This window comes from Enterococcus rivorum, from assembly GCF_001742285.1.
Classification (GTDB): domain Bacteria; phylum Bacillota; class Bacilli; order Lactobacillales; family Enterococcaceae; genus Enterococcus_L; species Enterococcus_L rivorum.
In genome coordinates this window covers 1-25,577 of record NZ_MIEK01000030.1, presented here as the reverse complement: position 1 = coordinate 25,577, position 25,577 = coordinate 1, and the positions used below count along the sequence as shown (strand labels likewise).

The 25,577-nt window shown below is 35.2% G+C and carries 24 protein-coding genes; 5 read left to right on the top strand and 19 right to left on the bottom strand.

The features are described from left to right. Nucleotides 1-274 precede the first annotated feature (274 nt). The 16 genes from phoU to BCR26_RS10670 form a co-directional block, all read right to left on the bottom strand. Nucleotides 275-946: a phosphate signaling complex protein PhoU gene (gene phoU, locus BCR26_RS10745; protein ID WP_069698991.1), complete on the bottom strand. Its 672-nt coding sequence runs from the start codon at nucleotides 944-946 to the stop codon at nucleotides 275-277. 24 nt (nucleotides 947-970) lie between these two features. After that, the gene (gene pstB, locus BCR26_RS10740) at nucleotides 971-1,729 is read right to left on the bottom strand and encodes a phosphate ABC transporter ATP-binding protein PstB (RefSeq protein WP_069698990.1); all 759 of its coding nucleotides are present in this window, start codon (nucleotides 1,727-1,729) and stop codon (nucleotides 971-973) included. A 10-nt stretch (nucleotides 1,730-1,739) separates the two neighbouring features. Next, the gene (gene pstB / locus BCR26_RS10735; RefSeq protein WP_069698989.1) at nucleotides 1,740-2,540 is read right to left on the bottom strand and encodes a phosphate ABC transporter ATP-binding protein PstB; all 801 of its coding nucleotides are present in this window, start codon (nucleotides 2,538-2,540) and stop codon (nucleotides 1,740-1,742) included. A gap of 16 nt (nucleotides 2,541-2,556) precedes the next feature. Continuing rightward, nucleotides 2,557-3,441, bottom strand: coding sequence for a phosphate ABC transporter permease PstA (pstA, locus tag BCR26_RS10730; protein ID WP_069698988.1), 885 nt, complete (start codon nucleotides 3,439-3,441; stop codon nucleotides 2,557-2,559). Continuing rightward, nucleotides 3,441-4,361, bottom strand: a complete 921-nt coding sequence (pstC, locus tag BCR26_RS10725) for a phosphate ABC transporter permease subunit PstC (RefSeq protein WP_069698987.1) — start codon at nucleotides 4,359-4,361, stop codon at nucleotides 3,441-3,443. Before pstC ends, pstA begins: the two co-directional genes overlap by 1 nt. 191 nt (nucleotides 4,362-4,552) lie before the next feature. Beyond that, nucleotides 4,553-5,407 carry a phosphate ABC transporter substrate-binding protein PstS gene (locus BCR26_RS10720; RefSeq protein WP_069698986.1) on the bottom strand — a complete coding sequence of 285 codons (855 nt, stop codon included), beginning with the start codon at nucleotides 5,405-5,407 and terminating at the stop codon, nucleotides 4,553-4,555. A gap of 155 nt (nucleotides 5,408-5,562) precedes the next feature. Continuing rightward, the gene (gene cls / locus BCR26_RS10715) at nucleotides 5,563-7,011 is read right to left on the bottom strand and encodes a cardiolipin synthase (RefSeq protein ID WP_069698985.1); all 1,449 of its coding nucleotides are present in this window, start codon (nucleotides 7,009-7,011) and stop codon (nucleotides 5,563-5,565) included. Nucleotides 7,012-7,108: 97 nt separating this feature from the next. Further along, nucleotides 7,109-7,990 carry a permease-like cell division protein FtsX gene (gene ftsX, locus BCR26_RS10710; protein WP_069698984.1) on the bottom strand — a complete coding sequence of 294 codons (882 nt, stop codon included), beginning with the start codon at nucleotides 7,988-7,990 and terminating at the stop codon, nucleotides 7,109-7,111. Then, nucleotides 7,974-8,660: a cell division ATP-binding protein FtsE gene (gene ftsE, locus BCR26_RS10705; RefSeq protein ID WP_069698983.1), complete on the bottom strand. Its 687-nt coding sequence runs from the start codon at nucleotides 8,658-8,660 to the stop codon at nucleotides 7,974-7,976. Before ftsE ends, ftsX begins: the two co-directional genes overlap by 17 nt. A gap of 107 nt (nucleotides 8,661-8,767) precedes the next feature. After that, nucleotides 8,768-9,869 (bottom strand): peptide chain release factor 2 gene (prfB, locus tag BCR26_RS10700; protein ID WP_139124933.1). Its coding sequence is split into 2 segments (ribosomal slippage): nucleotides 8,768-9,796 and nucleotides 9,798-9,869, totalling 1,101 coding nucleotides; the frame shifts between segments, so codons are not numbered across the junction. A gap of 141 nt (nucleotides 9,870-10,010) precedes the next feature. Next, entirely contained in the window at nucleotides 10,011-12,539 is a 2,529-nt protein-coding gene (secA, locus tag BCR26_RS10695; RefSeq protein WP_069698982.1) for a preprotein translocase subunit SecA, read from the bottom strand. A gap of 233 nt (nucleotides 12,540-12,772) precedes the next feature. Continuing rightward, nucleotides 12,773-13,327: a ribosome hibernation-promoting factor, HPF/YfiA family gene (hpf, locus tag BCR26_RS10690; RefSeq protein ID WP_069698981.1), complete on the bottom strand. Its 555-nt coding sequence runs from the start codon at nucleotides 13,325-13,327 to the stop codon at nucleotides 12,773-12,775. A gap of 139 nt (nucleotides 13,328-13,466) precedes the next feature. Then, nucleotides 13,467-14,153, bottom strand: a complete 687-nt coding sequence (locus BCR26_RS10685; protein ID WP_069698980.1) for a ComF family protein — start codon at nucleotides 14,151-14,153, stop codon at nucleotides 13,467-13,469. After that, entirely contained in the window at nucleotides 14,143-15,468 is a 1,326-nt protein-coding gene (locus BCR26_RS10680) for an ATP-dependent helicase ComFA (RefSeq protein WP_069698979.1), read from the bottom strand. The genes BCR26_RS10685 and BCR26_RS10680 overlap by 11 nt, the downstream gene beginning before the upstream one ends. Before the next feature lie 97 nt (nucleotides 15,469-15,565). Beyond that, complete coding sequence (locus BCR26_RS10675) at nucleotides 15,566-15,889, bottom strand: PTS sugar transporter subunit IIB (protein ID WP_069698978.1); 324 nt, start codon at nucleotides 15,887-15,889, stop codon at nucleotides 15,566-15,568. Between the two features lie 129 nt (nucleotides 15,890-16,018). Next, nucleotides 16,019-16,306: a DUF7662 domain-containing protein gene (locus BCR26_RS10670; protein WP_069698977.1), complete on the bottom strand. Its 288-nt coding sequence runs from the start codon at nucleotides 16,304-16,306 to the stop codon at nucleotides 16,019-16,021. Nucleotides 16,307-16,453: 147 nt separating this feature from the next. Here BCR26_RS10670 and BCR26_RS10665 point away from each other — a divergent pair, with 147 nt between their 5' ends. The 4 genes from BCR26_RS10665 (at nucleotide 16,454) to BCR26_RS10650 (ending at nucleotide 19,044) form a co-directional block, all read left to right on the top strand. After that, a complete protein-coding gene (locus BCR26_RS10665; protein ID WP_069698976.1) occupies nucleotides 16,454-17,089 on the top strand; it encodes a YigZ family protein in 636 nt (211 codons plus the stop codon). Nucleotides 17,090-17,148: 59 nt separating this feature from the next. Beyond that, on the top strand, nucleotides 17,149-17,385 hold the full coding sequence (locus tag BCR26_RS10660) for a DUF2829 domain-containing protein (RefSeq protein ID WP_069698975.1): 237 nt from the start codon (nucleotides 17,149-17,151) through the stop codon (nucleotides 17,383-17,385). 214 nt (nucleotides 17,386-17,599) lie between these two features. Beyond that, the gene (locus BCR26_RS10655) at nucleotides 17,600-18,358 is read left to right on the top strand and encodes a 3-oxoacyl-ACP reductase (protein ID WP_069698974.1); all 759 of its coding nucleotides are present in this window, start codon (nucleotides 17,600-17,602) and stop codon (nucleotides 18,356-18,358) included. 179 nt (nucleotides 18,359-18,537) lie between these two features. After that, nucleotides 18,538-19,044, top strand: a complete 507-nt coding sequence (locus tag BCR26_RS10650; protein WP_069698973.1) for a QueT transporter family protein — start codon at nucleotides 18,538-18,540, stop codon at nucleotides 19,042-19,044. Nucleotides 19,045-19,117: 73 nt separating this feature from the next. Here the strand turns inward: BCR26_RS10650 and BCR26_RS10645 are convergent, their stop codons facing one another. After that, entirely contained in the window at nucleotides 19,118-19,825 is a 708-nt protein-coding gene (locus tag BCR26_RS10645) for a GntR family transcriptional regulator (RefSeq protein ID WP_069698972.1), read from the bottom strand. A 224-nt stretch (nucleotides 19,826-20,049) separates the two neighbouring features. Then, entirely contained in the window at nucleotides 20,050-24,309 is a 4,260-nt protein-coding gene (locus tag BCR26_RS10640) for a 2-hydroxyacyl-CoA dehydratase (protein ID WP_069698971.1), read from the bottom strand. Between the two features lie 248 nt (nucleotides 24,310-24,557). Here BCR26_RS10640 and BCR26_RS10635 point away from each other — a divergent pair, with 248 nt between their 5' ends. Beyond that, a complete protein-coding gene (locus BCR26_RS10635; RefSeq protein ID WP_069698970.1) occupies nucleotides 24,558-25,169 on the top strand; it encodes a TetR/AcrR family transcriptional regulator in 612 nt (203 codons plus the stop codon). Between the two features lie 46 nt (nucleotides 25,170-25,215). On the opposite strand, the gene BCR26_RS10630 is transcribed toward BCR26_RS10635, so the two are convergent. Further along, complete coding sequence (locus tag BCR26_RS10630) at nucleotides 25,216-25,401, bottom strand: hypothetical protein (protein ID WP_069698969.1); 186 nt, start codon at nucleotides 25,399-25,401, stop codon at nucleotides 25,216-25,218. Nucleotides 25,402-25,577 lie beyond the last annotated feature (176 nt).

Here is a 25,577-nt window from a genome sequence, read left to right as displayed (position 1 = left end):
TGCCTCCTTAGCAAATTTTTCACCCGAGGGTGTTTTCCTTATATGCTTATTATGCCTCTTTTCATTATCTTTGTCATAGGACTTAAGGATGAATTTTACATAGTTCTCTAGGACCGGCCTTATTACTCATGATTTACTTACAAAAAGAATACAATATATTCAACCGTTTGTAATGCAAAAACAGTTGCTGGCTTCAGAAAAAAACTGAAGCAACTTTCATGTTGGCCTCAGCTTTTTTACTTTTAATATTTCTTATCACTAATTATCTAACGTCTTACTCGTCCTGGTTGGAATTTAATTCTGTAATCTTACCAGTTGCAAGGTAAACAATCCATTCACAAATATTGGTAACATAATCAGCAATTCTCTCTAAATAAGTAGCTACATGTAAATAATCCGTTCCACTAATAACTGTTTCAGGATCTGATTGCATACTTGCAACAGAGTGTTTGTAAATACTATTGAAGTAATCATTCACTCGATCGTCCATCTTTGCAATCATTTTAGCATCTTTTTGATCTGTTTTTACATAGGCAATCAACACGTTATCAACCATTTTCTTAACATAGTCTGACATGTCTGAAATTTCTTTTTCTATTTCTGGAATTCTCGTTTCACCTTTTAAGCGAATCGTTGATTTACCAATTGAAACAGCATGATCAGCCATTCTTTCTAAATCAGAACTTGCTTTCATGACCGTGATAATCATCCGTAAGTCAGTTGTCACTGGTTGTTGTAAAGCAATCATTTCAAAACTCTTTTTCTCTAAGTTAACTTCCATATTATTGATTTCAACATCTCTATCAATTACTTCTTGAGCTAGTTTTTTATCATGATTAATATATGATCTAACAGACTTATGAACAGCACTGCTGACCATCATACCCATTTCGTAAAATTGATTATGCAAATTTAATAGTTCTTCTTCAAACTGACTGCGCAACATTGGGTTTCCTCCCTTTAATTAAAATTATCCGAATTTTCCAGAAATGTAGTCTTCTGTCTGTTTTTGTTTTGGATTTAAGAATATTTTCTTCGTATCATTAAATTCTATCAATTCTCCCTGTAAAAAGAAAGCCGTTTTATCAGAAATTCTTGATGCTTGAGACATATTATGTGTCACCATAATCATTGTGTATTTTTCCTTTAATGTCAAAAGCATGCTTTCGATTTGACCACTTGAAATAGGGTCTAAGGCACTAGTTGGTTCATCTAACAAAATAATTTGTGGATCTACAGCTAAAACTCGAGCGATACAAACTCGTTGTTGTTGTCCGCCAGATAAAGATAAGGCACTCTTGTGTAGTTTGTCTTTAACATCTTCCCAAACAGAAGCTGCTTTCAAACTCTTTTCAACCGCTTCATCTAATACTTGTTTGTTTTTTTCGCCTTTAAGCCTTAACCCATAGATTACATTTTCATAAATCGAAAAAGGAAACGGATTCGGTTGCTGGAAAACCATCCCAATTTCTTTGCGGAGATCCACCGTATCGGTCTTTGGCCCATAGATATCTTTCCCCTTGTAAACAACACTTCCAGTAATTGTTACATTAGGAATCAAGTCATTCATCCGATTCAATGAACGTAAGTAAGTAGACTTGCCACAACCTGATGGCCCAATCATTGCTGTAATTTCTCCTTGATTGATAGACAAATCAATTCCTTTTAGCGCTTCTTTTTTTCCATAATACAGATGTAAATCTTTGGATGCAATTATTTCTTTTGTCATCTTACTCCTCCTAACCAAAATGCCCAGAAACGTAATCTTCTGTCGCTTGAATTTTTGGTCGTGTAAAGATTTTTCTTGTCTCATCATATTCAATTACTTTTCCAAGATAAAAGAATGCTGTGTAATCACTAATACGAGCGGCTTGCTGCATATTATGAGTAACTATAATGATTGAGTAGTCATCTTTTAAATTTACTAATGTTTCTTCTACTTTCCCTGTTGAAATTGGATCAAGAGCACTTGCTGGCTCATCTAGTAATAGAATGTCTGGTTTCATTGCAATCGCACGAGCAATGCATAGTCGTTGTTGCTGACCGCCAGACAAAGCAATGGCACTTTTATCTAGGTTATCTTTTACTTGATCCCACAAAGCGGCTTGTTTCAAGCTAGTTTCTACGATTTCATCTAATTTCTTTTTATCTTTCTCGCCATGCTGTTTCAACGCAAAAGTAATGTTTTCATAAATTGATTTACTAAATGGATTGGGTCTTTGAAAAACCATTCCTATACGTTTACGCATCTCATAAACATCAACTTCTTTTGTATTTACGTCGACCCCTTTATACATGATTTTCCCAGTGATTTTTGTATTAGCGATGCCATCATTCATTCGATTCAATGAACGCAAGTAGGTTGATTTGCCACATCCAGAAGGTCCGATTAAAGCAGTGATTTTATTTTTTTCAAATTCTAAATCAACTCCCTTGATGGCTTCATTTTCTCCATACCACACATGTAAGTCTTCGGTGTGAAGGGCAATTGGTTCTGGCATTTTAATTATGTTTGTTTCATTAAAGTTATACTTTTCCATTCTGATTCCCCTAACATTAGGCTGATGTCATTCTTTTGTACAGTCTGTTCCCGATAAATCGAGCACCGAAATTAAATAGTAAAACAACTAAGATTAAAACGGCAGAAGCCCCTGCAGAAACTGCAGCACCGTCTGGCATTGTTCCTTCCGTATTGATTTTCCAAATGTGAACTGCTAATGTTTCAGCTTGGCGGAAAATACTGATTGGACTTGAAACACTTAATGGATTCCAATTACTAAAATCTAATGCTGGTGCACTTTGGCCGGCTGTATAAATCAAGGCTGCTGCTTCACCAAAAATTCTTCCAGAACTTAAAATTACCCCTGTTAAAATTCCAGGTAAAGCTTCCGGAACTACTACTTTTTTCACCGTTTCCCAACGAGAAAGTCCAAGTGATAAGCCTGCTTCACGTTGCGTGTAATGAACGGCTTTCAATGATTCTTCTACATTTCTAGTCAATAATGGTAAGTTGAAAAAGGTCAACGCTAAGGCACCTGAGATAATGGAGAATCCATAGCCCATTTGGATAACAAACAATAAAAATCCGAATAGCCCGACAACAACTGACGGTAATGAGCTTAAAATCTCGATTGACGTGCGAATGACATCTGTTACCCAATTTTTCTTTGCATATTCAGAAAGATAGATTCCCGCTCCTAATGAAATGGGAAAACTAATCAACATTGTAATCAGTAACAGGTACAGAGAGTTGAACAATTGAATGCCTATTCCTCCACCAGCTTGATAAGCTTTAGATGGAGTAGTTAAAAATTTCCAAGAAATATGAGGAACCCCTCTTACTAGGATGTATAGTAGTAAAGAAGCTAAAATTAGCACAATGATTCCTGCAACCGTATATAAGATACCCGTTGCAATTTTATCGACTTTCTTTGCATTCATTATTTCAAGGCTCCTTTCCTACCAATAATCCGAATAACAATGTTAAAGAATAATGACATTAACAGCAGAATGAGTGCTAATGACCATAAAACATTATTTTCTACAGTTCCCATAATCGTATTCCCAATTCCCATGGTTAAGATACTTGTAAGTGTAGACGCAGGCGTAATTAAGCTATTAGGCATAATTGCTGCGTTTCCGATAACCATTTGAATGGCTAAAGCCTCTCCAAATGCTCGCGCCATCCCAAAAACAACTGCTGTTAAAATCCCAGGAACAGCTGCTCTTAAAACAACTTTATAGATTGTTTGCCAACGAGTCGCACCTAAAGCAAGGGAAGCTTCTCGGTAATGGCGGGGTACTGATTTTAAAGCATCTACTGTCATCGTAGTAACTGTTGGCAAAATCATTACAAATAGGACAAAAGTCCCTGCCAAAATCCCAAAACCAGTGCCTCCAAATATTGAACGAATAAATGGCACAATCACTGTTAAACCAATAAATCCATAAACAACTGACGGAATACCAACAAGAAGCTCAATGACAGGTTGTAAAATTTTTGATCCTTTTTTAGGCGATATCTCTGTCATAAATACTGCTGCCCCAATCGCAAAAGGAGTCGCAATAATAGCCGACAAAAATGTTACGATAAATGAACCTGCAATCATCGGCAAAGCACCAACCATGGGCTTGCCATTCGAACCAATTTCACTAGGATTCCAGGTTGAACCAAATAAAAAATCGAATACATTAATTTTATTGACGAAAAATGTTGCCAAACCTTTGCTTGCTACAAAATAAAATATTGATAAAACAACTAACACAATCAGGGCAATACACATGAAACTAATGAATTTTCCTCTTTGTTCCATTTTTGCTCGCTTCGATTTTGTTAACAGCTCTTTCTGTACATCTTCCAAGAAAACTCCTCCTCAAAATAAGAACACCCTATATAGTAAAAAGGTTGTAAGTAACTAAAAACTTTATATGGTTTATTCACAAAAAACTAATCTGCTCTAACCACTAAATCTAAGTCTACTTCAAAAAAAACAATTTGCTTTTAATAACATGTAAATGTTTTGTTAAGTTTGTAAATTTTGTGTAAAGATGCCTATTTAATTAAATTTCCTTGCCAATCTCTTTCTACTTGCATTTTAGAAACAGGGATATATCCTAACTGACCAATAATATTATTTTGAACTTCATCTGACAACATGAATTCTAAAAATTCACGTGTTAAATCCTTGGGTTCGCCTAACGTATACATATGTTCATAGGACCAAATAATCCATTTATTGGTTGTTACGTTCTTATCGGTGGGTTGAACACCATCAATGCTTAGCGTGTTTATATCTTTAGTTACATAAGAAAATGCAGTATAGCTAATTGCTCCCGGAGTATCTGCTACAATCGAACGAACCATTCCACTAGAATCTTGTTCTTGCGCTTGAATTGCTGTTTTACCATCTAACACCCATTTTTCAAAAGTAGCACGCGTTCCACTTCCAGCAGCCCGATTAAGCAAAATAATTTTAAGGTCATTTCCGCCTAATTCTTTCCAGTTTGTTATTTCCCCTAAAAAGATTTTACGAAGATTTTCCATCGAAATATCTGAAACCCCAATTCCTTTATTCACTATAGGGGTAATACCTACGACAGCAACTCTATGATCCACTAATTTACTGGCATCAATCCCTGATTTTTCTTCTGCAAATAAATCAGAATTTCCAATGTCTACAGCCCCAGATTGGACTTGGCTTAATCCTGTACCGCTACCGCCACCTTGAACATTAATAAATCGCCCTGGATTTTGGCTTTGAAATTCTTCACTTGCTGTTTCAACAAGCGGTTGAAGCGCAGATGATCCTACCGCTGTAATGGATTCTCCACGATCAATCCATTTCGCACAACCTGAAAATAGTACCACACTAACTAAACTAATAAATAATAACATTTTTTTCTTCATCTATTTTTTAAACCTCCAACTCAATTCAATCAATTCATTTTAACATTAACTATTTCAGATGAAAATCAGAAATGATTATTTTTTCCAAAATATGGAATAAAATAACAAAAAAAAGACAAAACGAGTCCAAAAATTCGCTTTATCTTCTGCAAAAATTACAGCAACGGAGAAATTAATCGAGCCAAGCCTTCTTTTAGCTTGATAATTATTCCTCTATTTAGATATTTTTCTTCTGTTAATCGTTCAGAAACTTGAGCATCTTCATAAAAAGCTGTTCTGACTTGTTTAGAGAATTCCTGATCGTAAATAATCGTATTCACTTCAAAATCCAGTCTAAATGATCGGACATCTATATTAGCTGAACCAACAGAAACAATTCCACTGTCAATAATCATTGTTTTGGCATGCATAAATCCTTTTTCATAGGTTTCAATAATCGCTCCATACTCTAATAACTCAGCAGCAAAAGAATAGGTTGCCCAATAGACTAAAATATGGTCCGGTTTATTGGGAATTTGAATTCTAACCTTCACTCCTGAAAGTAACGCAAGTTTTAGCGCTTCATGAATGGACTCATCAGGAATATAGTAAGGTGTTTGAATTAAAATTTCTTTTTTGGCGATGGAAATCATTTTTAAATAGGTCATTTTTATTTGTTCATGTTCGGAATCTGGGCCACTCGTCACTACTTGAACCGCTTTGTTACCCGTTGCTCTAATCGGAGGAAAATATTTTTCGTCATAGCTTAATTCATCAGTATGTTGAGAGTTCCAGTCCATTAAAAAACGATTCTGTAAGCTATATACGGCTTCACCATGAATCCTTAAGTGATTGTCCCTCCAATAACCAAACTTCTTCACGTTGCCTAAATACTCATCTCCAACATTAAATCCACCTGTATAACCAACTGCGCCGTCTATTACTACAATTTTACGATGGTTGCGATAGTTGATTCGTGGATTTAGATATGGTACAAATAGCGGGAAAAAGAACGCGACTTCTCCACCTGCTTTTTTCAAGTCTTCAAAAAACTTCATGTTAACTTGCGTTGAGCCCCAGGCATCCAAAAGTAGCTTTATACTGACACCCCTTTTAGCTGCAGCAATCAATTCATTCCGAAGCTCAATTCCTAAAGTATCTCCACGGTAAATATAATACTCCATATGGATATGGTCTTTTGCAGCACGAATGTCTTCAATAAGTCCATCAAACTTTTCTCTTCCATCCATATAAAGCTTAATTTCATTCTTTGTCGTATATAATGAGCTACCAAATATCGTCAACATGTAGATTAGTTGTTTAGATTCAACTTCCCCTGTTGGTGGATGAGGATATAGTCCCCTTAATAAAGAATTTCGTTCTCTTTCAATTTCGGCATTCATACCTATTTTAGCTTGCATTTTCAAATCAAAAATCTTGTCTTTTGAAATTCCTCGACCAAAAAATATGTATAGAATAAATCCTAACACAGGAATAAACATCAAAACTAATAGCCATGACCATGTCTGTGCTGTCTGTTTTCTCTCTCTAAAAATAATAATCAATGATAAAAGAATATTCGCAATCACAATAATAAAAAACAAATTATCCATCAAAAATTGCATACCCCCACCTCAATTCTTTCCACTCCATGTTTAAAGAATATCGAATTTGTCCGTATAAGTAAAGAAAAAGCAGACAAATTGTCTGCTTTCATTTGAATTATATTTTTAAGAAACGACGCATTGAGATAACAGATCCCAACGAACCAATCACCATTCCAACTGTAATCATTAATACATCCATTTTCCAGATAAACTCATCTGGCTTCAACATTGAATAGTTGGATCTTAATAATTCTGGGTTAAACGAAGTATACGCTTTTTGATAGCCAAAAGTAAAAAGAACTATTGGAATAATCGCGCCAATTAATCCAATCCATGCCCCTTCTAAAAAGAACGGCCAGCGAATAAAGGAATTTTTTGCACCTACTAAACGCATAATTTGAATTTCTCTTTGACGAGAGATAATTGTAATTCTGATTGTGTTAGAAATTAGAAAAATTGCTACAAAAACTAACAATAATGCAGCGCCAACGCCCCATGTTTGAATAGTTCCTGCAATTTTGAAAATTTTATCAGAAGAAACTCCGCCATAATCCGCTTTAAAGACTGTTGGCAGTTTAGAAGCTTTAGCTGCAATTTCTTTTGTATCTGACGGTTGATCTGCACTAACATAAAATACATCATACAAAGGATTACTGTCACCTTCAAATAAGTTCCAAGCATCACCCATTTGTTTTTGAATTTTAGCCAATTGTTGATCCCGATTTGAGTAAGAGATTGTTTTAACCTTAGGAATTTTATTTAATTCATTTTCTAACGTTTGCAACTCTTCTTGAGTGCTACCAATATCAACAAAAACTGAAACTGTGACGTTTTTTTCAACGTCCTTGGCAATTTTTGTTGCATTAAAGATAACGGCCATGAAAATTCCAACTAATACTAAAGTGATCGTTACTGCACTAGCAGATGCAAGTGTCATCCAACCATTACGTTTTAAACTTTTTATACTTTCTAGAATGTGTCTAATCATCGTAGCCATATTCCCCTTCCGCTTGATCTCGAATAATTCGTCCATTTTCAATAGCGATTACACGATGACGGATCGTATTTACGATTGTGCTATTATGTGTAGCCATTACCACAGTTGTTCCTTGCGCATTGATCCGATCCAATAACTTCATAATTTCCCAAGAATTTTCTGGATCAAGGTTTCCAGTCGGTTCATCTGCAATTAAAACTTTCGGAGTATTTACGATTGCACGAGCAATGGATACACGCTGTTGTTCTCCACCAGATAATTCACTTGGAAAAACACGAACTTTATGTTTTAAACCAACAAGATCAAGAACTTCCATCACACGTTTCTTTATTTCCCTTGGCTTTTTCCCAATAACTTGCATTGCATAAGCAACATTTTCATAAACCGTTTTTTTGGTCAATAATTTGTAATCTTGGAAAACGATGCCGATTTCTCTTCTTAAATAAGGAACTTCGCTGTTTTTAATTTTAATTAAATCATGTCCAGCAACTTTCAGACGTCCCTTACTCGCTTTTTCTTCTCTGTACATTAGTTTAATAAAAGTAGATTTACCAGCACCTGATGGTCCTACAACATATACGAACTCACCTTGGTTGATTTCTATTGAAATATTTCTAATGGCGGTTGTTCCATTGGAATACTTTTTCATTACATCTTTCATTTCAATCATGAGGTTTCTCTCCATCTCTGTATTTCTCGAATATTGCTTATTATAACATGAATTTGTTTCAACGTTCTTTCAACAGTTTACAGTTTTATTTCATTTACATGAAGCTGTTACTTTAACTGCATTTTTAAATACGAATCAATGAATCCATCCAAATCTCCATCCATCACGGCTTGCACATTTCCAGTTTCATAATTTGTTCTGTGATCTTTAACCATTGAATAGGGGTGAAATACATACGAACGAATTTGAGAACCCCAACCAATTTCCATCTGATCGCCACGTAAGCTAGCTGCTTCTTGTGCTTTCTTTTCCATTTCTAATTGATAAAGCTTAGCCTTCAACATTCCCATGGCTTGTTCTCTATTTTTTAACTGTGAGCGTTGCGCTTGACTAGCAACAACCGTGCCTGTAGGAAGATGAGTAATCCGAACAGCAGATTCTGTTTTATTGATATGCTGACCACCAGCTCCACTAGCACGATATGTATCTATTTTTAAATCATCAGAATTAATTTCAACTTCAATTGTTTCATCCAATTCCGGCATAACATCTACTGAACAAAAAGAAGTATGACGACGCTTCGCAGAATCAAATGGAGAGATACGCACTAAACGATGAACTCCTTTTTCAGATTTTAAATAGCCATAAGCATTGTAGCCTGAAATCAATAAAGTAACACTTTTAATCCCAGCTTCATCTCCAGACTGATAATCCAACGTTTCAACTTTAAAGCCATGATTTTCAGCCCAACGAATATACATTCGAAGAAGCATACTTCCCCAATCTTGAGATTCCGTTCCACCAGCCCCAGGATGTAACTCGATAATTGCATTGTTCTTATCATAAGGATCATTTAATAATAAAGATAACTCATATATGCTTAATTTATCTTTCAAAATCAGTAATTGCTCTTCTAATTCTTTTTGAATATCCGAGTCAAACTCTTCTTGTTGTAACTCATTCATGATTTCTAATTCTTCTAATTCATCAGCCAATTCATGAAACTGCTGGTATTTTTCTTTAAAAACATTCGTTTCATTAATTAGCGCTTGTGCTTTTTCTGAATTATCCCAAAATCCAGGCTCTGACATTCTGCTTTCCGCTTCTGCAATTGCTTCTTCCAATTGATCTAAGTCAAAGAGACCCCCTAAAGCTAGTAATTGATTGATTCATTTCATCCAATATATTTCGGATTTCCGCATTTTCCATAGAATTCTCGTCCTTTCATCCATATTATCTGTTATATAGAATTGATTCACAAACAATCTTTACAACAAACATACTAACGAATTTTACTTACAATGACAAATGAAAAGGTAGAGCAGACGCCCCACCTTTTCAAAAGCTTAATTAGGCATTTTTGCCATGACAATTCTTATATTTTTTACCGCTACCACATGGACATGGATCATTTCTACCAACTTTTTCTACATGAACTGGTTTTCTTTTTGCACTCGTATTGCTTTGAGCTTGTTCACCCTCTTCTGGATGATTCGCTTCACCTTGTACTACTTGTTCACGTTGAACATTTTGTCTAATTTCTGACTTCATAAACAGACGTGTTACTTCATATTCAATGGCACCCACCATGTCTTCAAACATAGAGTATCCTTCCGTTTGGTATTCTACTAATGGATTATTTTGACCATAAGCACGTAGCCCAACAGATTGACGTAACTGATCCATCGCATCGATATGGTCTGTCCATTTTGTATCCACCACACGTAAGATAACCACTTTTTGGAATTCTAACATTTGTTCTGGACCATTTAAATGTTCTGATTTTGTAGCAAATACTTCTTCAGCACGTTTCATTAATAATTCTTTAATTTCTTCTGGAGATTTATTTTCTAAATCTTTTACCGAGATAGAATCTTCATGAACTAATGCAGATGCAGCGAAATCGACAATTCCTTCAAAGTTCCAGTTATCTTTTTCAAGTTGTGTATGGCTTTCAACCACTCTAGCAATTGTTCTTTTTACCATATTCATTAGCGTTTCTGTCAAAGTTGTTTCTTCCATAATTACTTCTTGACGTTGCGCATAGATGACTTCACGTTGTTCACGCATTACATCATCATATTGCAAAACATTTTTACGTGTATCGTAGTTATTACCTTCGACACGCTTTTGAGCAGACTCAACTTGTTTACTAAACATCTTACTTTGAATAACTGCATCAGATTCTTCAATGTTCATGCGGTCTAAAAATGTTTTAATACGTTCGGAACCAAAACGTTTCATTAGATCATCTTCTAATGAAAGATAAAACTGAGAAACTCCTGGATCACCTTGGCGTCCAGCACGACCACGTAACTGATTATCAATACGACGAGATTCATGACGTTCAGTACCGATAACAGCTAAACCACCTAATTCTACAACGCCTAAACCAAGTTTGATATCTGTACCACGACCAGCCATATTGGTTGCTATTGTTACCGCACCTTTTTGACCAGCATTCATAATAATTTCAGCTTCTTTAAAGTGGTTCTTAGCATTCAGTACTTCGTGAGGTACTTTTTCTTTATTTAACATCTCTGATAATAGTTCAGAGGTTTCAACAGCTACTGTACCAACAAGAATAGGTTGTCCATTATGGTAACGTTCTTTAATATCTTGTACAACAGCTTTAAACTTACTTTGTAGAGTTGGATAAAGTAAATCGGCTCTGTCATCACGGACAATCGGACGGTTTGTAGGAATTTGGAAAACCTGCATATTATAAATTTCACGGAATTCTTCTTCTTCTGTTTTAGCAGTACCAGTCATCCCAGATAATTTTTTGTACATACGGAAATAGTTCTGGAACGTAATGGTAGCCATTGTTTTAGTTTCGTCTTCAATTTCAACACCTTCTTTTGCTTCAATTGCTTGGTGCAATCCATCCGAATAACGACGACCATCCATAATACGACCTGTAAATTGGTCAACAATCAACACTTTTCCTTCTTGAACTACGTAATCAATATCACGAATCATAATGTAATTAGCACGTAATGCTTGGTCCATATGATGTGTTAACGCTGTATTTTCAATATCGTATAGATTTTCTAACCCAAATGTTTCTTCAGCTTTTTCAATACCAGCTTCAGTTAAGCTAATTGTTTTAGACTGGATATCAATTTTGTAATCTACTTCTGCAGTTAAACGTTTGATAAAATTATCAGTACGAGTATACAAAGCAGTAGATTTTTCTGCTTGTCCAGAAATAATCAATGGTGTACGAGCTTCATCAATTAAGATTGAGTCAACTTCATCCACAATTGCATAGTTTAATGGTCGTTGAACCATTTGATTGCGGTAAACAACCATATTGTCACGAAGATAGTCAAATCCTAGTTCGTTGTTTGTACTGTATGTGATATCACAATTGTACGCTGCACGTTTTTCTTCTGAAGATTTTGAGTTGATATTTAATCCAACAGTTAAACCTAAGAAATCGTATAATTCACCCATCTCGTTAGAGTCACGTGTTGCCAAGTATTCATTAACAGTTACAACGTGTACGCCTTCACCTGAAAGAGCGTTTAGGTATACTGGCATCGTAGCTGTCAAGGTTTTCCCTTCACCCGTTCTCATCTCTGGAATACTACCATCATGTAAAACGATACCTCCCATTAACTGAACGTGGTAAGGATATAGTCCTAAGACTCTTTTAGCTGCTTCACGAACGACCGCAAAAGCTTCTGGTAAAAGTTGATCTAAAGTCTCACCTTTTTGGTAACGAGCTTTAAATTCATCTGTTTTACCACGAAGTTCATCATCACTTAATTTCCCCATGTCAGAAGCATAGCTTTCAATTTTGTTTGCTATACCATCTAAACGTTTCAATTCTTTTTTATCGTTTTCAATCATCTTTTTTAAAAAATTTGCCATCTGTTTAAGTGTTCCTTTCAGTTGTTCCTATTTATTTTTTGCACAAGAATGCATAATCATCCTATTTATTCTACCATTACTCAAGCAGAAAGGAAATAATTTCTATCAAATTAACTATACATTCTCATTTTTTCTATGTAAACCTGCCTAAATAAGAAGAAAATAGCTGGGGAAAACACTTTGTTTTCACCCAGCTTATTACTAGAAATAGTAACTATTTTTAATTTTTTTGCTTAATCTGTTTCAATCAAGCCATATTTACCATCTTTACGACGATAAACAATGCTTGTACCATTTGTTTCTGAATCTTCAAAAATAAAGAAATTGTGTCCTAACATGTTCATTTGTAGAACAGCTTCTTCACTATCCATTGGCTTTAATGAAAGTCGTTTCGTACGAACAATGTCCAATTCTGGAGCTGATTCTTCTGATGACTCCTCACTATTCAAGAAAATTGCTGCTTTAGCTGTGTTTAAGCCAGTTTCACGTGACTTACGATTAATTTTTGTTTTAAATTTACGAATTTGTCTTTCTAATTTATCTACTACCAAATCAACACTTGCATATAGATCAGGTGATGTTTCTTCAGCACGTAATACTAAATATGGAAGAGGGATTGTAACCTCCACTTTGGCTGTTTTTTCAGTATAAACTTTCAAGTTTACATGAACAGTTGCTTCTGGTGAATCACTGAAATATCTTTCAAGTTTCCCGACTTTTTTCTCTACATAGTCGCGAATTGCTTCAGTAACCTCGATATTTTCTCCACGTACATTATATCTAAACATACAAATTACCCCTTTCATCTACCAGTAAAGAAAAAATAACAGGACCACTCTTTTATTCTTTCTTCTTAATTCCATTATAACGAACTATAAGCTTTTTGCCAACAAAATTGCAAGGCTTTTTTTGGTTTTAATTATGTCTCTATCGTGCAATCGAAAACGTATACAAATTTTGAGGTTTATTTTCCAATAAAACTTGTGCTGCATGAAAAATTGTTCTGCCAGTTGTGTAAATATCATCTACAAGTATGATGGATTGATTTCGAACGATTTCTTTTCCTTCTTCCGTTAATTCAAAGGGTTGTTGCAATTGCAATCTTTCCTGTCTTGTTTTTTGAGCTTGGGGTTTACTATCTGTTTTACGAATTAAACAAGATTGATAAGTTACTCCTGCTGCATCTAAAATACCTTCTACTTGATTAAAGCCTCGCTCTGACATTCGTTTGCCTGAAATAGGCAATGGAATCACTAGGCACTTACTTTTTTGTTTAAAATACTTTCTAACTTCTTCACTAAAGCAATAGCGCAACAGATAATTACCTCGAAATTTATAGTCTTCAAACCATTCATGCATGCTTTCATTATAAGCATAAAGCGCTTCGTGATGAAAAGAGTAGGTTGGGTATTTTTCTTGCCATTTTAAGCAGTCACTACAATATTTCCTTTTAGATATGCGATGACATCCATAACAGATATCATCTTCAGGAAGTAATTCAAATTTTGATTGACAAGTTGAACACAATTGATTTTCGGAAATTTTTTTTAAGACAAAAATTTCTTTTAACGAAAGATTTCTATTGATTGTCTCTCTACAATAACTACATTTCATCAATTAACTTCCTCGTCTTTCCTAGTTGGTTCATCTGCTTAATTTGTTTGATTGCTTCTTTCATATTTTTCGTTTGTCCATCATGTAAAAACCAGACTTCACCAGCTGTATATTCTTTTCTCCGATCGACTCTACCAGCTATTTGAACAAGCGTCGGTGTCGTAAACACTTGATGGTTCGCTCCAAGAACGATTACAGAAACCCCATCAAACGTTACGCCTCGTTCCAAAATTGTCGAGGTGATTAATAGTCTATATTGCTTTTTTCTCATCTGTGAAACTTTTTCTAATCGCTTTTCGTCTGCAGCATGAACACAAGTCAACGGCATATCTGGAAATTCTTTTTTCAAAATAATTTCCAAGTTTTCCATTAGGAAGATACTCGGACAAAAAATAAGAACATCATTTTTTTGAATCAAACTTTTTATTTTTTGTAGCAAAACTTTGGGAACCTTTTTATTGCCAACCCTTTCACTCCATTGCTTGCACCAAGCCTTTTTTGGAACAGGTAAACATCTTCTGTGATAACGAGCAGGTAAGATACTTGCAGCAAGTTCTTTACGATTGATTTTCTGTAGTAACTCTCTCGTTGGAGTCGCAGTTAAAAAGATAAGTGAACTGTCATTTTTTAACGCATTATGCATTCCATATTGAAGGGTCGGGTTGTTTACAAAAGGAAAAGAATCCACTTCATCAATGATTAGCACATCAAAAGCCTGATGAAAACGTAATAACTGGTGCGTAGTACATAAAACTAACTTAGTATACTCATAACTATTTTCCATTTTTCCATGTAAAAGCACTATGTTTTCTTGTGAGAAAACAGCTTGTATTCGTGGATATAATTCTAAACATACATCTACTCTTGGTGAGGCAAGCCCAACACGATAGCCTTTTTCTAAAGCAAAATGAATTGCTTCAAACAGCATTTCTGTTTTCCCCGCTCCTGTAACTGCCCAGATAATTTGCGATTGAAAGTATTTGACTGATTGAACTAAATCATCTGACATTCGTTTTTGTCCATCCGTTAGTTGCCCCTCCCAATTAAAAAACACCTTTCTTTCAACCGCTTTCGGTTCAGCTATATGATAAAAAGACTGACCAGAATCTACCCTACCTAGTTGAATGCAACTTGAACAATAATAAGTACCATTGGGTAAAAGATGTGTCTGTTTACTTTGTTTGGTTCCACACCTTAAACATTCTATCTCTTTTTCATTTGTTTCTCGTATTGTAGGATATTTTTCCGCTTCTATTAAGTCAAGGTCACTGGTCAGTTCTTGTGCTAATACTTTTCTTCCCCACAATTCTTTCATTTTTCTCCCTCCAAAAGAAAGTTACGCATTTTTAGGAGAATTTATTTTTTCTAAAAAAAAAATCTTAGTGAATTTTTCTTCACTAAGATTTTTGGTTCTATTTGTCTCCAATTAATGTCAAGGCTTGTTGCAATACTTTTTCACCATTCATCATTCCGTAATCAGCCATGTTGATAATATCTAATGGAATTCCTTTAGATTCTAAACGTTTCTCAAAATCAGCTTTCATAAAGCGAACTTGAGGGCCTAATAATAATACATCTACTGGTTTGTTCGCTATGTTATTGTCTGCATCAGAAGCAGAAACAGCAAAAATATCTGCCTCAATCCCTTCAGCATCTGCCGCTTTTTGCATTTTTGTTACTAATAAACTTGTACTCATGCCCGCAGAACATACTAGCATAATTGTCTTTTTAGTCATATTTCATTGCATCTCCTCTTCTAAGTTCTAATTCAAGAATAATCTAACAATCTTACACTTATTCCCGTTAAAATTATTATAGTAAAAAACAACTTTTTGTCAACGCTTACCATTTTCCTAATAAATAACTTAGAATAACCAGTTAGACTTCAAAAGTTTATTAAATACAACATATTCTTTTTCAATATTTACTTGTGCTACTTGGTATCCTGCATTAAGCCAGCCGTATGCGCCTTTCTCTGGATATTTATAATCATTTGCCCACCAATCTACATCTACTCGTGCTGTTTTCGGTAGGCCTGTATGAGGAAAAAGCATTTCATCGAATTGTGTGAAGGTCAAAGTCACTTGTGAACCTCCATTGTTTTTCAAATAACTGGTAACGCTATCATATTTTTTGTTACGTTCTTTGACCATTCTTTTCTCTCCCCTTTTTACCTATTATCTCATAAAAAAAGACAAGATGAAAATATTGCTTGTATTCCTTGTTTTTATGAATAAAAGTTGCTTCTAGATTAAAACTTTTCTATACTAAAACTATCATACGTAGAAAAGAGAAAATAAATGTTAGAAAGTTATTTTACAATTAAAACGGATGGCGAAAAAGAAACTGAAATCAAAAAATCACGATTTATCTGTTCTTTAAAGCGCGTTTATACAGAACAAGAGGCAAAAGATTTTATCCAAGAAAAGAAAAAAGAGCATTGGAAAGCTAGTCATAATTGTAGCGCCTTCATTATTGGCGAAAAAAGTGACATTCAACGAAGTAGTGATGATGGTGAACCTAGTGGCACTGCCGGTGTTCCTATGTTAGAAGTTTTAAAAAAACAAGAACTGATTAATGTCGTTGCTGTTGTCACTCGTTATTTTGGTGGAACAAAGTTAGGCGCTGGCGGATTAATTCGAGCTTACAGTCATTCGGTTTCTAATGCTTTGGAAGCAGTTGGTCTCGTCGAAGGAAAATTACAGCAAGAAGTAACAATAGCGATTAGCTACTCTAACCTTGGAAAAGCTCAAAATTTTATAGAAAATCATTCTTATACTCTAAAAGAAATTATTTATGGAGAAGCCATCGAAATGATTTGTCTCATTGATGAATCCAGTGTCGAACTTTTCATGACAACCATAACTGATCAGTTAAATGGTCAAGTTTCTTTTGAAAAAGGTGAATGCAGTTATCATGAGATTCCAATTCAGTAAGTTTATTTTTGCGAATGAATGCAATAATAGAACTCAAAAAATGAAAAAGGAGTAATTATATGACGTTTGAAGAGATTTTACCCAAAGTTAAAAAAGGGGCAAAAGCAGTTAGAACTGGATGGAACGGTTTTGAATTATATATTGAACTTCGAGAAGAAATTGGTACATCCGATGGGGAATTCCTTAAGGTTACACCTTATTTTCTAATAAAAACGTCCGATGAAGGATACAGCATGTTTTCTCCAACGCCATGTGACATTTTAGCTGAGGATTGGAAAATCGTGCCGATTGACTAGGACATTTCTGATAACTAAGGTGACATCCGAATTTTTTCAGAGAATTGCGTGGAATTATAAGAAAAATATGAAACTTATATGTGCAAAAGCAAAGCTTTATGACAAAGAGTTACATCTCCTTTGACAAAAATATTCGTCGCTGGCGTATTTAGACACATCATATTACTGAACAACAATTGTTTAGTTTAGTTATGGAAAACTAGGAGGATCTATCATGTTTACTAAAGAATTCTACCAGACTAATATTTTTATCACTGGATCAGCATCTGGAATCGGCCAAGCACAAACCATTGCTTTCTTAGAAAAAGGAGCCAACGTTTTGGGGATGGATTGCAATAATCTTGAAGAAACCATCAATAAAGCTCAGGGGTTAGCTGGAAATTTTATTCCCTTTCAAGGTGATATTACCAACCAAAAATCAATCCGTGAAGCGGTAAATAAAATCAATCAGAACTATGGAGCCATTAAGATTCTGCTTAACACGGCTGGGATATTAGATAACTATGCAACTAGCTTAGAAACATCTGAAGAGCTCTGGGATCTTGTAATATCTGTGAATTTGAAAGGGACTTATTTAGTTACAAATTCTATTTTACCTCAAATGTTAGAGGAAAAAATTGGCATAATTATTAATATGGCTTCTATTGCTGGAATGACAGTTGGGGGCGGGGGCGCTGCTTATACTGCTTCTAAGCATGCTCTTATCGGATATACTAAGCAATTAACCTACGACTACGCTAAAAAAGGAATACGAGTGAATGCTATCGCTCCTGGAGCTATTAAAACACCTATGAATGCAGCGGATTTCTCTGGTGATGGAGAAATGGCAAGTTGGGTTGCTAAAGAAACTCCTGCCCAACGTTGGGCTTCGCCAGAAGAAGTAGCTTCTTTAACCCTTTTTATTGCTAGTAAACAAGCAGATTACCTTCACGGATCAATCATTCCTATTGATGGCGGCTGGTTATCTAAGTAGGAAAGATTTTTTTCAACAGGAGAAAACTTTCTATTTTTAGACTCTTCTGCTATTATTGATTGTAGTAAGAAAGCTTACACTATGACACTTCAGTTGGTTGTACAAATTATTTACAGTCACGTCCTTTGGTCATAGTTACTACTAAAACAGATTTACTGTTTTACAAAGGAGAAATACAAATGAATAGTACCCGTTTAGAAACTAGTATTTGGTCCGTATCTTCATTGGCAAAGATGGCTTTGATTAGCGCTTTGTACATTGTTGTAACCCTTTTTCTTGCCCCTTTGAGCTTTGGATTACTTCAATTACGACTATCAGAAATGTTCAATTATTTAGCAATTTATAACAAACGATACATTCTTGCTATTTCAATAGGAGTTGCTTTATCTAATGTCGCCTCTCCTTTAGGGATTGTAGATATTGTTACAGGTAGTCTGTCAACCTTCATCATTTTATCTATTTCTTACATCTTAACAAAAAAAAGAACTAGTGAAAAAAAGAAACTGGCAATTACAGCCACTCTTTGTTCTCTCTCTATGTTTACTATTGCAGCCCAGATGACTCTGTTTTATCAATTACCGTTCTTCTATAGCTGGCTGATTATCGGAGTTGGAGAGCTTCTTTCTATGACGTTAGGTGCTTTTATTATTTACTGGATAAGCGGAAAGATAGACTTAACTAAATAATTTTTATAAATCAAATTTATCAATAAAAAAACATAGGATAGTGTCCCCTAGAAAGGACTCTCCTATGTTTTTTTTATTTTTCTAAATAAAATTCAAAACGATTGCCTACATATTGGGTACGAACATATTCAAAAGGAGTCCCATCCTCAAAATAAGACAACTGACTTAAACGTAAAATTGCGTCACCACGCTTAACTTCTAAATATTCGGCAATTTGTTCGGAAGCTAACATGGCGGAAATTGTTTGATTCGCATGACCAATTTTATTGCCACCTTTTTCTTCTAATGTCTTATATAAAGAGTTGCTGATTTCCGACTTACTATATTGATCAATTAATGAGTAAGGAATACTTGCCACTTCAAAACAAATTGGAATTCCATCGGCAAAACGAATTCTTTCCATTCGTAAAATGTATTCATTTTCTTTTAATGATAACTTTTCCATTTCACTAGAGCTTGGTTTAGCAACAAAATAAGAAACCGTTCTGCTTGAGGGCTGTTTATTTTGCGAAATCATAATGTCAGTAAAACTAGTTGTACCAGTCATTTTTTCTTGGACTTTTTTTCTCGCAACGTAGGTACCAGAACCAATTTTCCTTTCTAAAATCCCTTCATCAGCTAAAGTTTGAATCGCCTGTCTCAACGTCATTCGACTAACATTGAAATGAATAGCCAACTCACGCTCTGAAGGCAGCCTATCTCCGATAGTCCAAACACCTTTTTCAATATCTTCTTTTATTTTATCATGTATTTGAATATAAATAGGTAAGTTTGATACCATTTTATTTGTCTCCCTTCAATTAACAGTTCCTTATTATTATAACTGGTATATACCTCACAAACAACTCTAATTTATAAAAAATAAAGAAAAAAATTGACAGCATATAAAATTTGGTCTAGTTCCTAGCGCTTATAAAATCAATTCGATACTTAAATAAAGTAGACGTGAACTATTCTTTTTTGCGTAAAAAAGATGTCACGTCCATTTATTCAACTAATTTTAAACTAGTTTTTAACTTTAAAGGATTCTTGTTCTTCCTGCATCATTTTATTAGCAGTTGCCATCATTAAACGAATTCGATTCAACTGATTAACGATTGACACTCCTGGATCGTAATCTACAGCTGCTATATTTGATTTTGGATATTGGCGTCTCAATTCCTTGATGACCCCTTTTCCAACAACATGATTAGGTAAACAGCCGAATGGTTGCATACAAACAATATTATTCACACCTGATTTAAGTAACTCAATCATTTCTCCTGTCAGGAACCAGCCTTCACCTGTATGGTTACCAATCGAAAGAACTTTACTTGCATCTTCTGCTAGCTCATGAATAGAAGTAATTCCAGTAAAACGATTTGATTTTCTAAGTGCCTTATCCATTGGTTTTTCAACAAACTCAATCACTCGTATAGCAAATTGAGCAATATTTTTACTTTGTTTAGACATCCCTAGGTTTTCATATTTCCAAATTTGGTTATATAAAGAATAGTTCATAAAACCGACAATATCAGGAACCACAGCTTCAGCACCCTCTGATTCTAGTAAACGAACAATATCATTATTAGCTGTTGGAGAATATTTAACTAAAATTTCTCCCACTACTCCAACTTTTGGTTTTTGAATATCTAATAGAGGAACGCTATCGAACTCTCGAATAATTTTTTTCATGTTACTGTTAAACAATGTTAACGAGCCGTTTCGAATGTTTTTCTCAACTTTTTTCAACCATTTTTCATGCAGTGCATCAATCATTCCTGGTTCTGTTTCATAAGGTCGAGTGCGGTAAACCACTCGCTCAAACAAATCTCCATAAAGAAAAGCAACCACCACTCGTTTAACCATCGGCAAAGTAAACTTAAAGCCTGGATTTGATTCAACTCCTTTATTCCCCATAGAAACAGAGACAACCGGAACTTGAGGGAACCCTGCATCATTCAAAGCTTTTCTAAGCAACGGAATATAGTTAGTTGCTCGGCAACCACCACCCGTTTGTGTCATCATGACACTTACATTATTTAAATCGTATTCACCACTTTCAAGAGCTTCAACCAGTTGTCCGATAGAAATAATTGCTGGATAACAAGAATCGTTATTAACGTATCTTAAGCCAACATTAATCGCTTCTCGGTCATCGGCAGGTAAACAGACAACGTTATAGCCAGAAGCTTGTAGCGCCACATCTACTAGCCCTGTTTGATGAATAGGACTAAGCATTGGTAAAAGTAAAGTATGTGTTTTCTTCATATCTTTAGTAAATATAACTTTTTCCGGTTCTTCAAATTTCAATTTTGGTTCAAAATCAGTTTTATCTCTTTCTCCTACAGCAGCTTTCAAGGAGCGTAAACGAATGCGAACAGCACCAAGATTTGCTCCTTCATCAATTTTTAAAACCGTGTATATTTTACCGTATTGATCCATAATTTCTTCTACTTGATCGGTCGTTACCGCATCTAACCCACAACCAAAAGAATTTAACTGAACTAATTCAAGATTTTTCGTTTTAGCTACGACTCTTGCTGCTGCGTATAGCCTAGAATGATAAACCCATTGATTAACGACCCGGAGATTCCCAACGTCACTTAAATGAGAGATACTGTCTTCCGTTAAAACATGGAAACCTTCTTGGGTAATAACATCAGCTATCCCATGATTAATTTCAGGGTCTAAATGATACGGGCGACCTGAAAGAACGATTCCTTTTTCCCCTTTTTGATTTAATTGTAAAAGAGTCTCTTCGCCTTTAGCTTGAATATCTGCTTTAAATCGATCAAGTTCTTCATAACCATGTCTCAGTGCAGTTGTTACCTCTGCTTCTGTTATTCCTAAATCTGCAAAATTTTGGCTTAGAACTTTCGCAACAGATGCTTCATCCGCTAAATTGATGTAAGGATTACGATAATCTACTGCCCCATCACGAATATCATCTACGTTGTTCCGGATAACATCAGGATAACTCTGAACAATTGGGCAATTAAAGTGATTGTCTGCTTCTGCTGATTCTTGTCGTTCAAAAACAACACCTGGATAAAAAATCATTGGAACTTCGCTATCGATTAAAGCTTGAATATGCCCATGAGCAATTTTAGCTGGATAACAGGCTGTATCACTAGGAATCGTCTCCATACCTTGCTCATACAAGTCCTTACTAGATCGTGGAGAAAGTTCTACTCTAAAACCTAACTCTGTAAAAAAGGTGTACCACAAAGGATAGTTTTCATACATGTTCAACACTCGAGGAATCCCTATTCGACCACGAATCGCATCTTTTTCTTTTAGAGAACGATATTTGAATAATTTTCGGTATTTATAATCAATGAGATTAACCTTACGATCTTCTCGTTTAATTTTTATTTCGGCCCCACGTTCACAACGATTCCCTGTCACAAATTTACGTCCATCAGAAAAAATTGTTACTGTCATCATACAATTGTTCTCGCATAGCCCACAGTTGGTAAATTCTTTTTCAGATGTAAAACTGTTCAGTTCCTCCAGAGAAAGAATAGTGCTTTCTTCTCCTATTTCATAATTCTCTAAAGCAATTAAAGCCGCCCCATACGCACCCATCAAACCTGCAATAGATGGACGAACAACTTCTCTACCACTTATCATTTCGAAAGCGCGTAGTACAGCTTCGTTATAAAAGGTTCCCCCTTGGCAGACAATTTTTTCACCTAATTCTTCTGGTCGACGTACTTTTATTACTTTATAAATAGCATTTTTGATCACCGAATAGGAAAGACCTGCTGAGATATCCCCTACAGAGGCACCTTCTTTCTGGACTTGTTTGACCTTTGAATTCATGAAAACTGTACAGCGTGAACCTAAATCAACAGGACCCGTAGAACTTAAAGCTTCAATCGCAAATTCTTTTACGTTATAATTCAGCGACTTTGCGAAAGTCTCGATAAAAGATCCACAACCAGATGAACAAGCTTCATTCAGCTGAATAGACGATAGAACCCCATCTTTAATAGTCATAGCTTTCATGTCTTGACCACCGATATCTAAAATGAAATCGACACCAGGTTGAAAATGATTGGCCGCTTTATAATGAGCCATAGTTTCTACTTCACCAATATCTACTTTTAAAGCATTCTTAATTAGATGCTCACCATAGCCTGTAACAACTGCTTTTCCGATAAAAACATCCTCGGGCAATTGCTTGTATAAATCTTTCAGCACGTCCATTGTCGTTTCTAAAGGTTGTCCTTGATTATTCCCATAGAAAGAAAATAACAGATTCCCTTCATCATCAATTAATGTGACTTTTGTTGTTGTCGAACCGGCATCCATTCCCAGAAAGGCAACTCCGTGGTGCTCTGATAATTTTTTTTCACTGGCTTGTGCTTGATTGTGTCTAGCTCTAAAAACTGCTAAATCTTCTTCTTTTTCAAACAACGGTTCTAAAGTATCTGAGGGGGCCAACTGCTCCTTGTTTCCTTCAACTAAACGTCTGATTAAGCCTTCTAGTGTTGTAATAGTAGCTTCTTTAGAATAAATTGCCGCCCCCATCGCCACAAATAACTGAGGATTTTCTGGAAAAATGACATCCTCCGGTTGAATATCTAATGTTTCAATAAATCGACGACGTAATTCAGACATAAAGTATAAAGGGCCTCCAAGAAAAGCTATTTTTCCTTTTATCTTACGTCCCGCTGCTAATCCAGCAATCGTTTGGTTCACCACTGCCTGAAAAATACTCGCCGCGATATCTTCTTTTGCTGCTCCTTCATTAATTAAAGGCTGTACGTCTGTTTTTGCAAAAACACCACAGCGAGAAGCAATCGGGTAAATCGTTTGATAGTTCTTAGCTAGTTCATTGACTCCGTTAGCATCCGTTTTTAACAGTACCGCCATTTGGTCAATAAAGGCTCCCGTTCCTCCAGCACAACTACCGTTCATCCGCTGTTCTAAGGCCCCTTCAAAAAAAGTGATTTTTGCATCTTCTCCACCTAGTTCAATTGCAACATCTGTTTCAGGAATAACTTCTTCCACCGTTCTAGTACAAGCAATCACCTCTTGAACAAAAGGAATGTCTAATACATCTGCTAACCCCATTCCACCAGAACCCGTAATCGTCATCGTAATAGTTGTTTGATTTCCAATTTGTTCCATCGCTTCATTTAGAACTTTCTCCGTTGCCGCTTTTACATCGGAATAGTGCCGTTCATATTTTGCAAAAATTGTTTGGTTCTGCTCATCTATAATAACTAATTTCACTGTTGTTGAACCAACATCTATCCCTGCTCTTAAAGTCATTCTCTTACCTCCACAATATCCCTCTTTTTATTCATAAAAACATTTAAACTCTTTCTACTAATTATGTACTGACTACTGAATAGAATAAATTCACAACAGTTTGTTGATTATCTTACAAGCTGTCTGATATACTACTTATGTATATTCTAGAAACATTCTAATTTAATTGCAACAAGCAAAATGACCTATTTTGTGAGATAAGCAACAAACTTTTAAGTATTGTCGATTATTTTGAAAGGAATTTTTCTATGACTAAAAAAACAGACCTGAGAGTAAGACGTACACAAAAAATGATTATTGAAGCTTTTGTCTATTTGGTAGAGGAAAAAGGGTATGATTCAGTCACAATTCAGGAGATTGCCGATCATGCAATGATTAATCGAGCAACTTTCTACGCCCACTTCAAAGATAAACAAGATCTTTATGAACAAATATTTGATTTCGCTATCGAAGCCTTTACCTCAGTATTAGATTCAGATCAATTAGTTTTTGGCAAACGGATCCGAATTAAGAAAATTGAACGTTTGTTAACAGAGATTTATATCAATATTCATAAAAATAGAAATTTTTTTCTGACCATTATGGACGGCAGTTCTAATGAACTTCTTCGGAAAAAATTAGCTGATATTCTATATGAAAAATATTCAGATATTTTCTCTCAATTGAAAATTACTGAAAATGATATTGAAGTTCCTATGGATTTTATTATTGAATACATGACCTCAATTTTTGTCGGCACATTGCATTGGTGGATCACAAGTGGGACAGATATGGCACCAAATCATCTTGCTCGGCTTGTTATTAAATTAGTTGGAAATGGGCACTTAACTGTCTTAGGCTTAGAAGTAGAAAAAGAATGAAACCGACTACTCGGCTTCATTCTTTTTTGAATTAAACGATTCATTTTTAATAATTTTTTGAGCGCCATTTCTTATTGTGCTGTGTATCTCTTGAAGAAACGACTTTAATATTAAACGGCTTTTGGGCATCGCTTTTTTTAGATAGTAAATTCACTTTCACATTATATTTTCCATCACGTGTAATGTCGTATACGCGTTCCGCCGCCTCAGTAATTTTGTCTTTTATTCCCATCATCTTCACTCCTCATAAATTCTGTTTCTTTAACTGTATCATACTCTTTCAAAAATTTGAAATGTTTCTTATTTCCCATAATCGAGTAGGAGGCTAATCATTAATTGATTAGCCGACCTCTCACACCACCGTACGTACGGTTCTCGTATACGGCGGTTCAACTTTACATCACCTGT

What these genes read in the sequence shown, in the direction of transcription:
- phoU (WP_069698991.1), bottom strand. Translation starts at nt 946, where the DNA reads ATGTTGCGCAGTCAGTTTGAAGAAGAACTATTAAATTTGCATAATCAA.
- pstB (WP_069698990.1), bottom strand. Translation starts at nt 1,729, where the DNA reads ATGACAAAAGAAATAATTGCATCCAAAGATTTACATCTGTATTATGGA.
- pstB (WP_069698989.1), bottom strand. Translation starts at nt 2,540, where the DNA reads ATGGAAAAGTATAACTTTAATGAAACAAACATAATTAAAATGCCAGAA.
- pstA (WP_069698988.1), bottom strand. Translation starts at nt 3,441, where the DNA reads ATGAATGCAAAGAAAGTCGATAAAATTGCAACGGGTATCTTATATACG.
- BCR26_RS10720 (WP_069698986.1), bottom strand. Translation starts at nt 5,407, where the DNA reads ATGAAGAAAAAAATGTTATTATTTATTAGTTTAGTTAGTGTGGTACTA.
- cls (WP_069698985.1), bottom strand. Translation starts at nt 7,011, where the DNA reads ATGCAATTTTTGATGGATAATTTGTTTTTTATTATTGTGATTGCGAAT.
- ftsX (WP_069698984.1), bottom strand. Translation starts at nt 7,990, where the DNA reads ATGGCTACGATGATTAGACACATTCTAGAAAGTATAAAAAGTTTAAAA.
- ftsE (WP_069698983.1), bottom strand. Translation starts at nt 8,660, where the DNA reads ATGATTGAAATGAAAGATGTAATGAAAAAGTATTCCAATGGAACAACC.
- secA (WP_069698982.1), bottom strand. Translation starts at nt 12,539, where the DNA reads ATGGCAAATTTTTTAAAAAAGATGATTGAAAACGATAAAAAAGAATTG.
- hpf (WP_069698981.1), bottom strand. Translation starts at nt 13,327, where the DNA reads ATGTTTAGATATAATGTACGTGGAGAAAATATCGAGGTTACTGAAGCA.
- BCR26_RS10685 (WP_069698980.1), bottom strand. Translation starts at nt 14,153, where the DNA reads ATGAAATGTAGTTATTGTAGAGAGACAATCAATAGAAATCTTTCGTTA.
- BCR26_RS10680 (WP_069698979.1), bottom strand. Translation starts at nt 15,468, where the DNA reads ATGAAAGAATTGTGGGGAAGAAAAGTATTAGCACAAGAACTGACCAGT.
- BCR26_RS10675 (WP_069698978.1), bottom strand. Translation starts at nt 15,889, where the DNA reads ATGACTAAAAAGACAATTATGCTAGTATGTTCTGCGGGCATGAGTACA.
- BCR26_RS10670 (WP_069698977.1), bottom strand. Translation starts at nt 16,306, where the DNA reads ATGGTCAAAGAACGTAACAAAAAATATGATAGCGTTACCAGTTATTTG.
- BCR26_RS10665 (WP_069698976.1), top strand. Translation starts at nt 16,454, where the DNA reads ATGTTAGAAAGTTATTTTACAATTAAAACGGATGGCGAAAAAGAAACT.
- BCR26_RS10660 (WP_069698975.1), top strand. Translation starts at nt 17,149, where the DNA reads ATGACGTTTGAAGAGATTTTACCCAAAGTTAAAAAAGGGGCAAAAGCA.
- BCR26_RS10655 (WP_069698974.1), top strand. Translation starts at nt 17,600, where the DNA reads ATGTTTACTAAAGAATTCTACCAGACTAATATTTTTATCACTGGATCA.
- BCR26_RS10650 (WP_069698973.1), top strand. Translation starts at nt 18,538, where the DNA reads ATGAATAGTACCCGTTTAGAAACTAGTATTTGGTCCGTATCTTCATTG.
- BCR26_RS10645 (WP_069698972.1), bottom strand. Translation starts at nt 19,825, where the DNA reads ATGGTATCAAACTTACCTATTTATATTCAAATACATGATAAAATAAAA.
- BCR26_RS10640 (WP_069698971.1), bottom strand. Translation starts at nt 24,309, where the DNA reads ATGACTTTAAGAGCAGGGATAGATGTTGGTTCAACAACAGTGAAATTA.
- BCR26_RS10635 (WP_069698970.1), top strand. Translation starts at nt 24,558, where the DNA reads ATGACTAAAAAAACAGACCTGAGAGTAAGACGTACACAAAAAATGATT.
- BCR26_RS10630 (WP_069698969.1), bottom strand. Translation starts at nt 25,401, where the DNA reads ATGGGAATAAAAGACAAAATTACTGAGGCGGCGGAACGCGTATACGAC.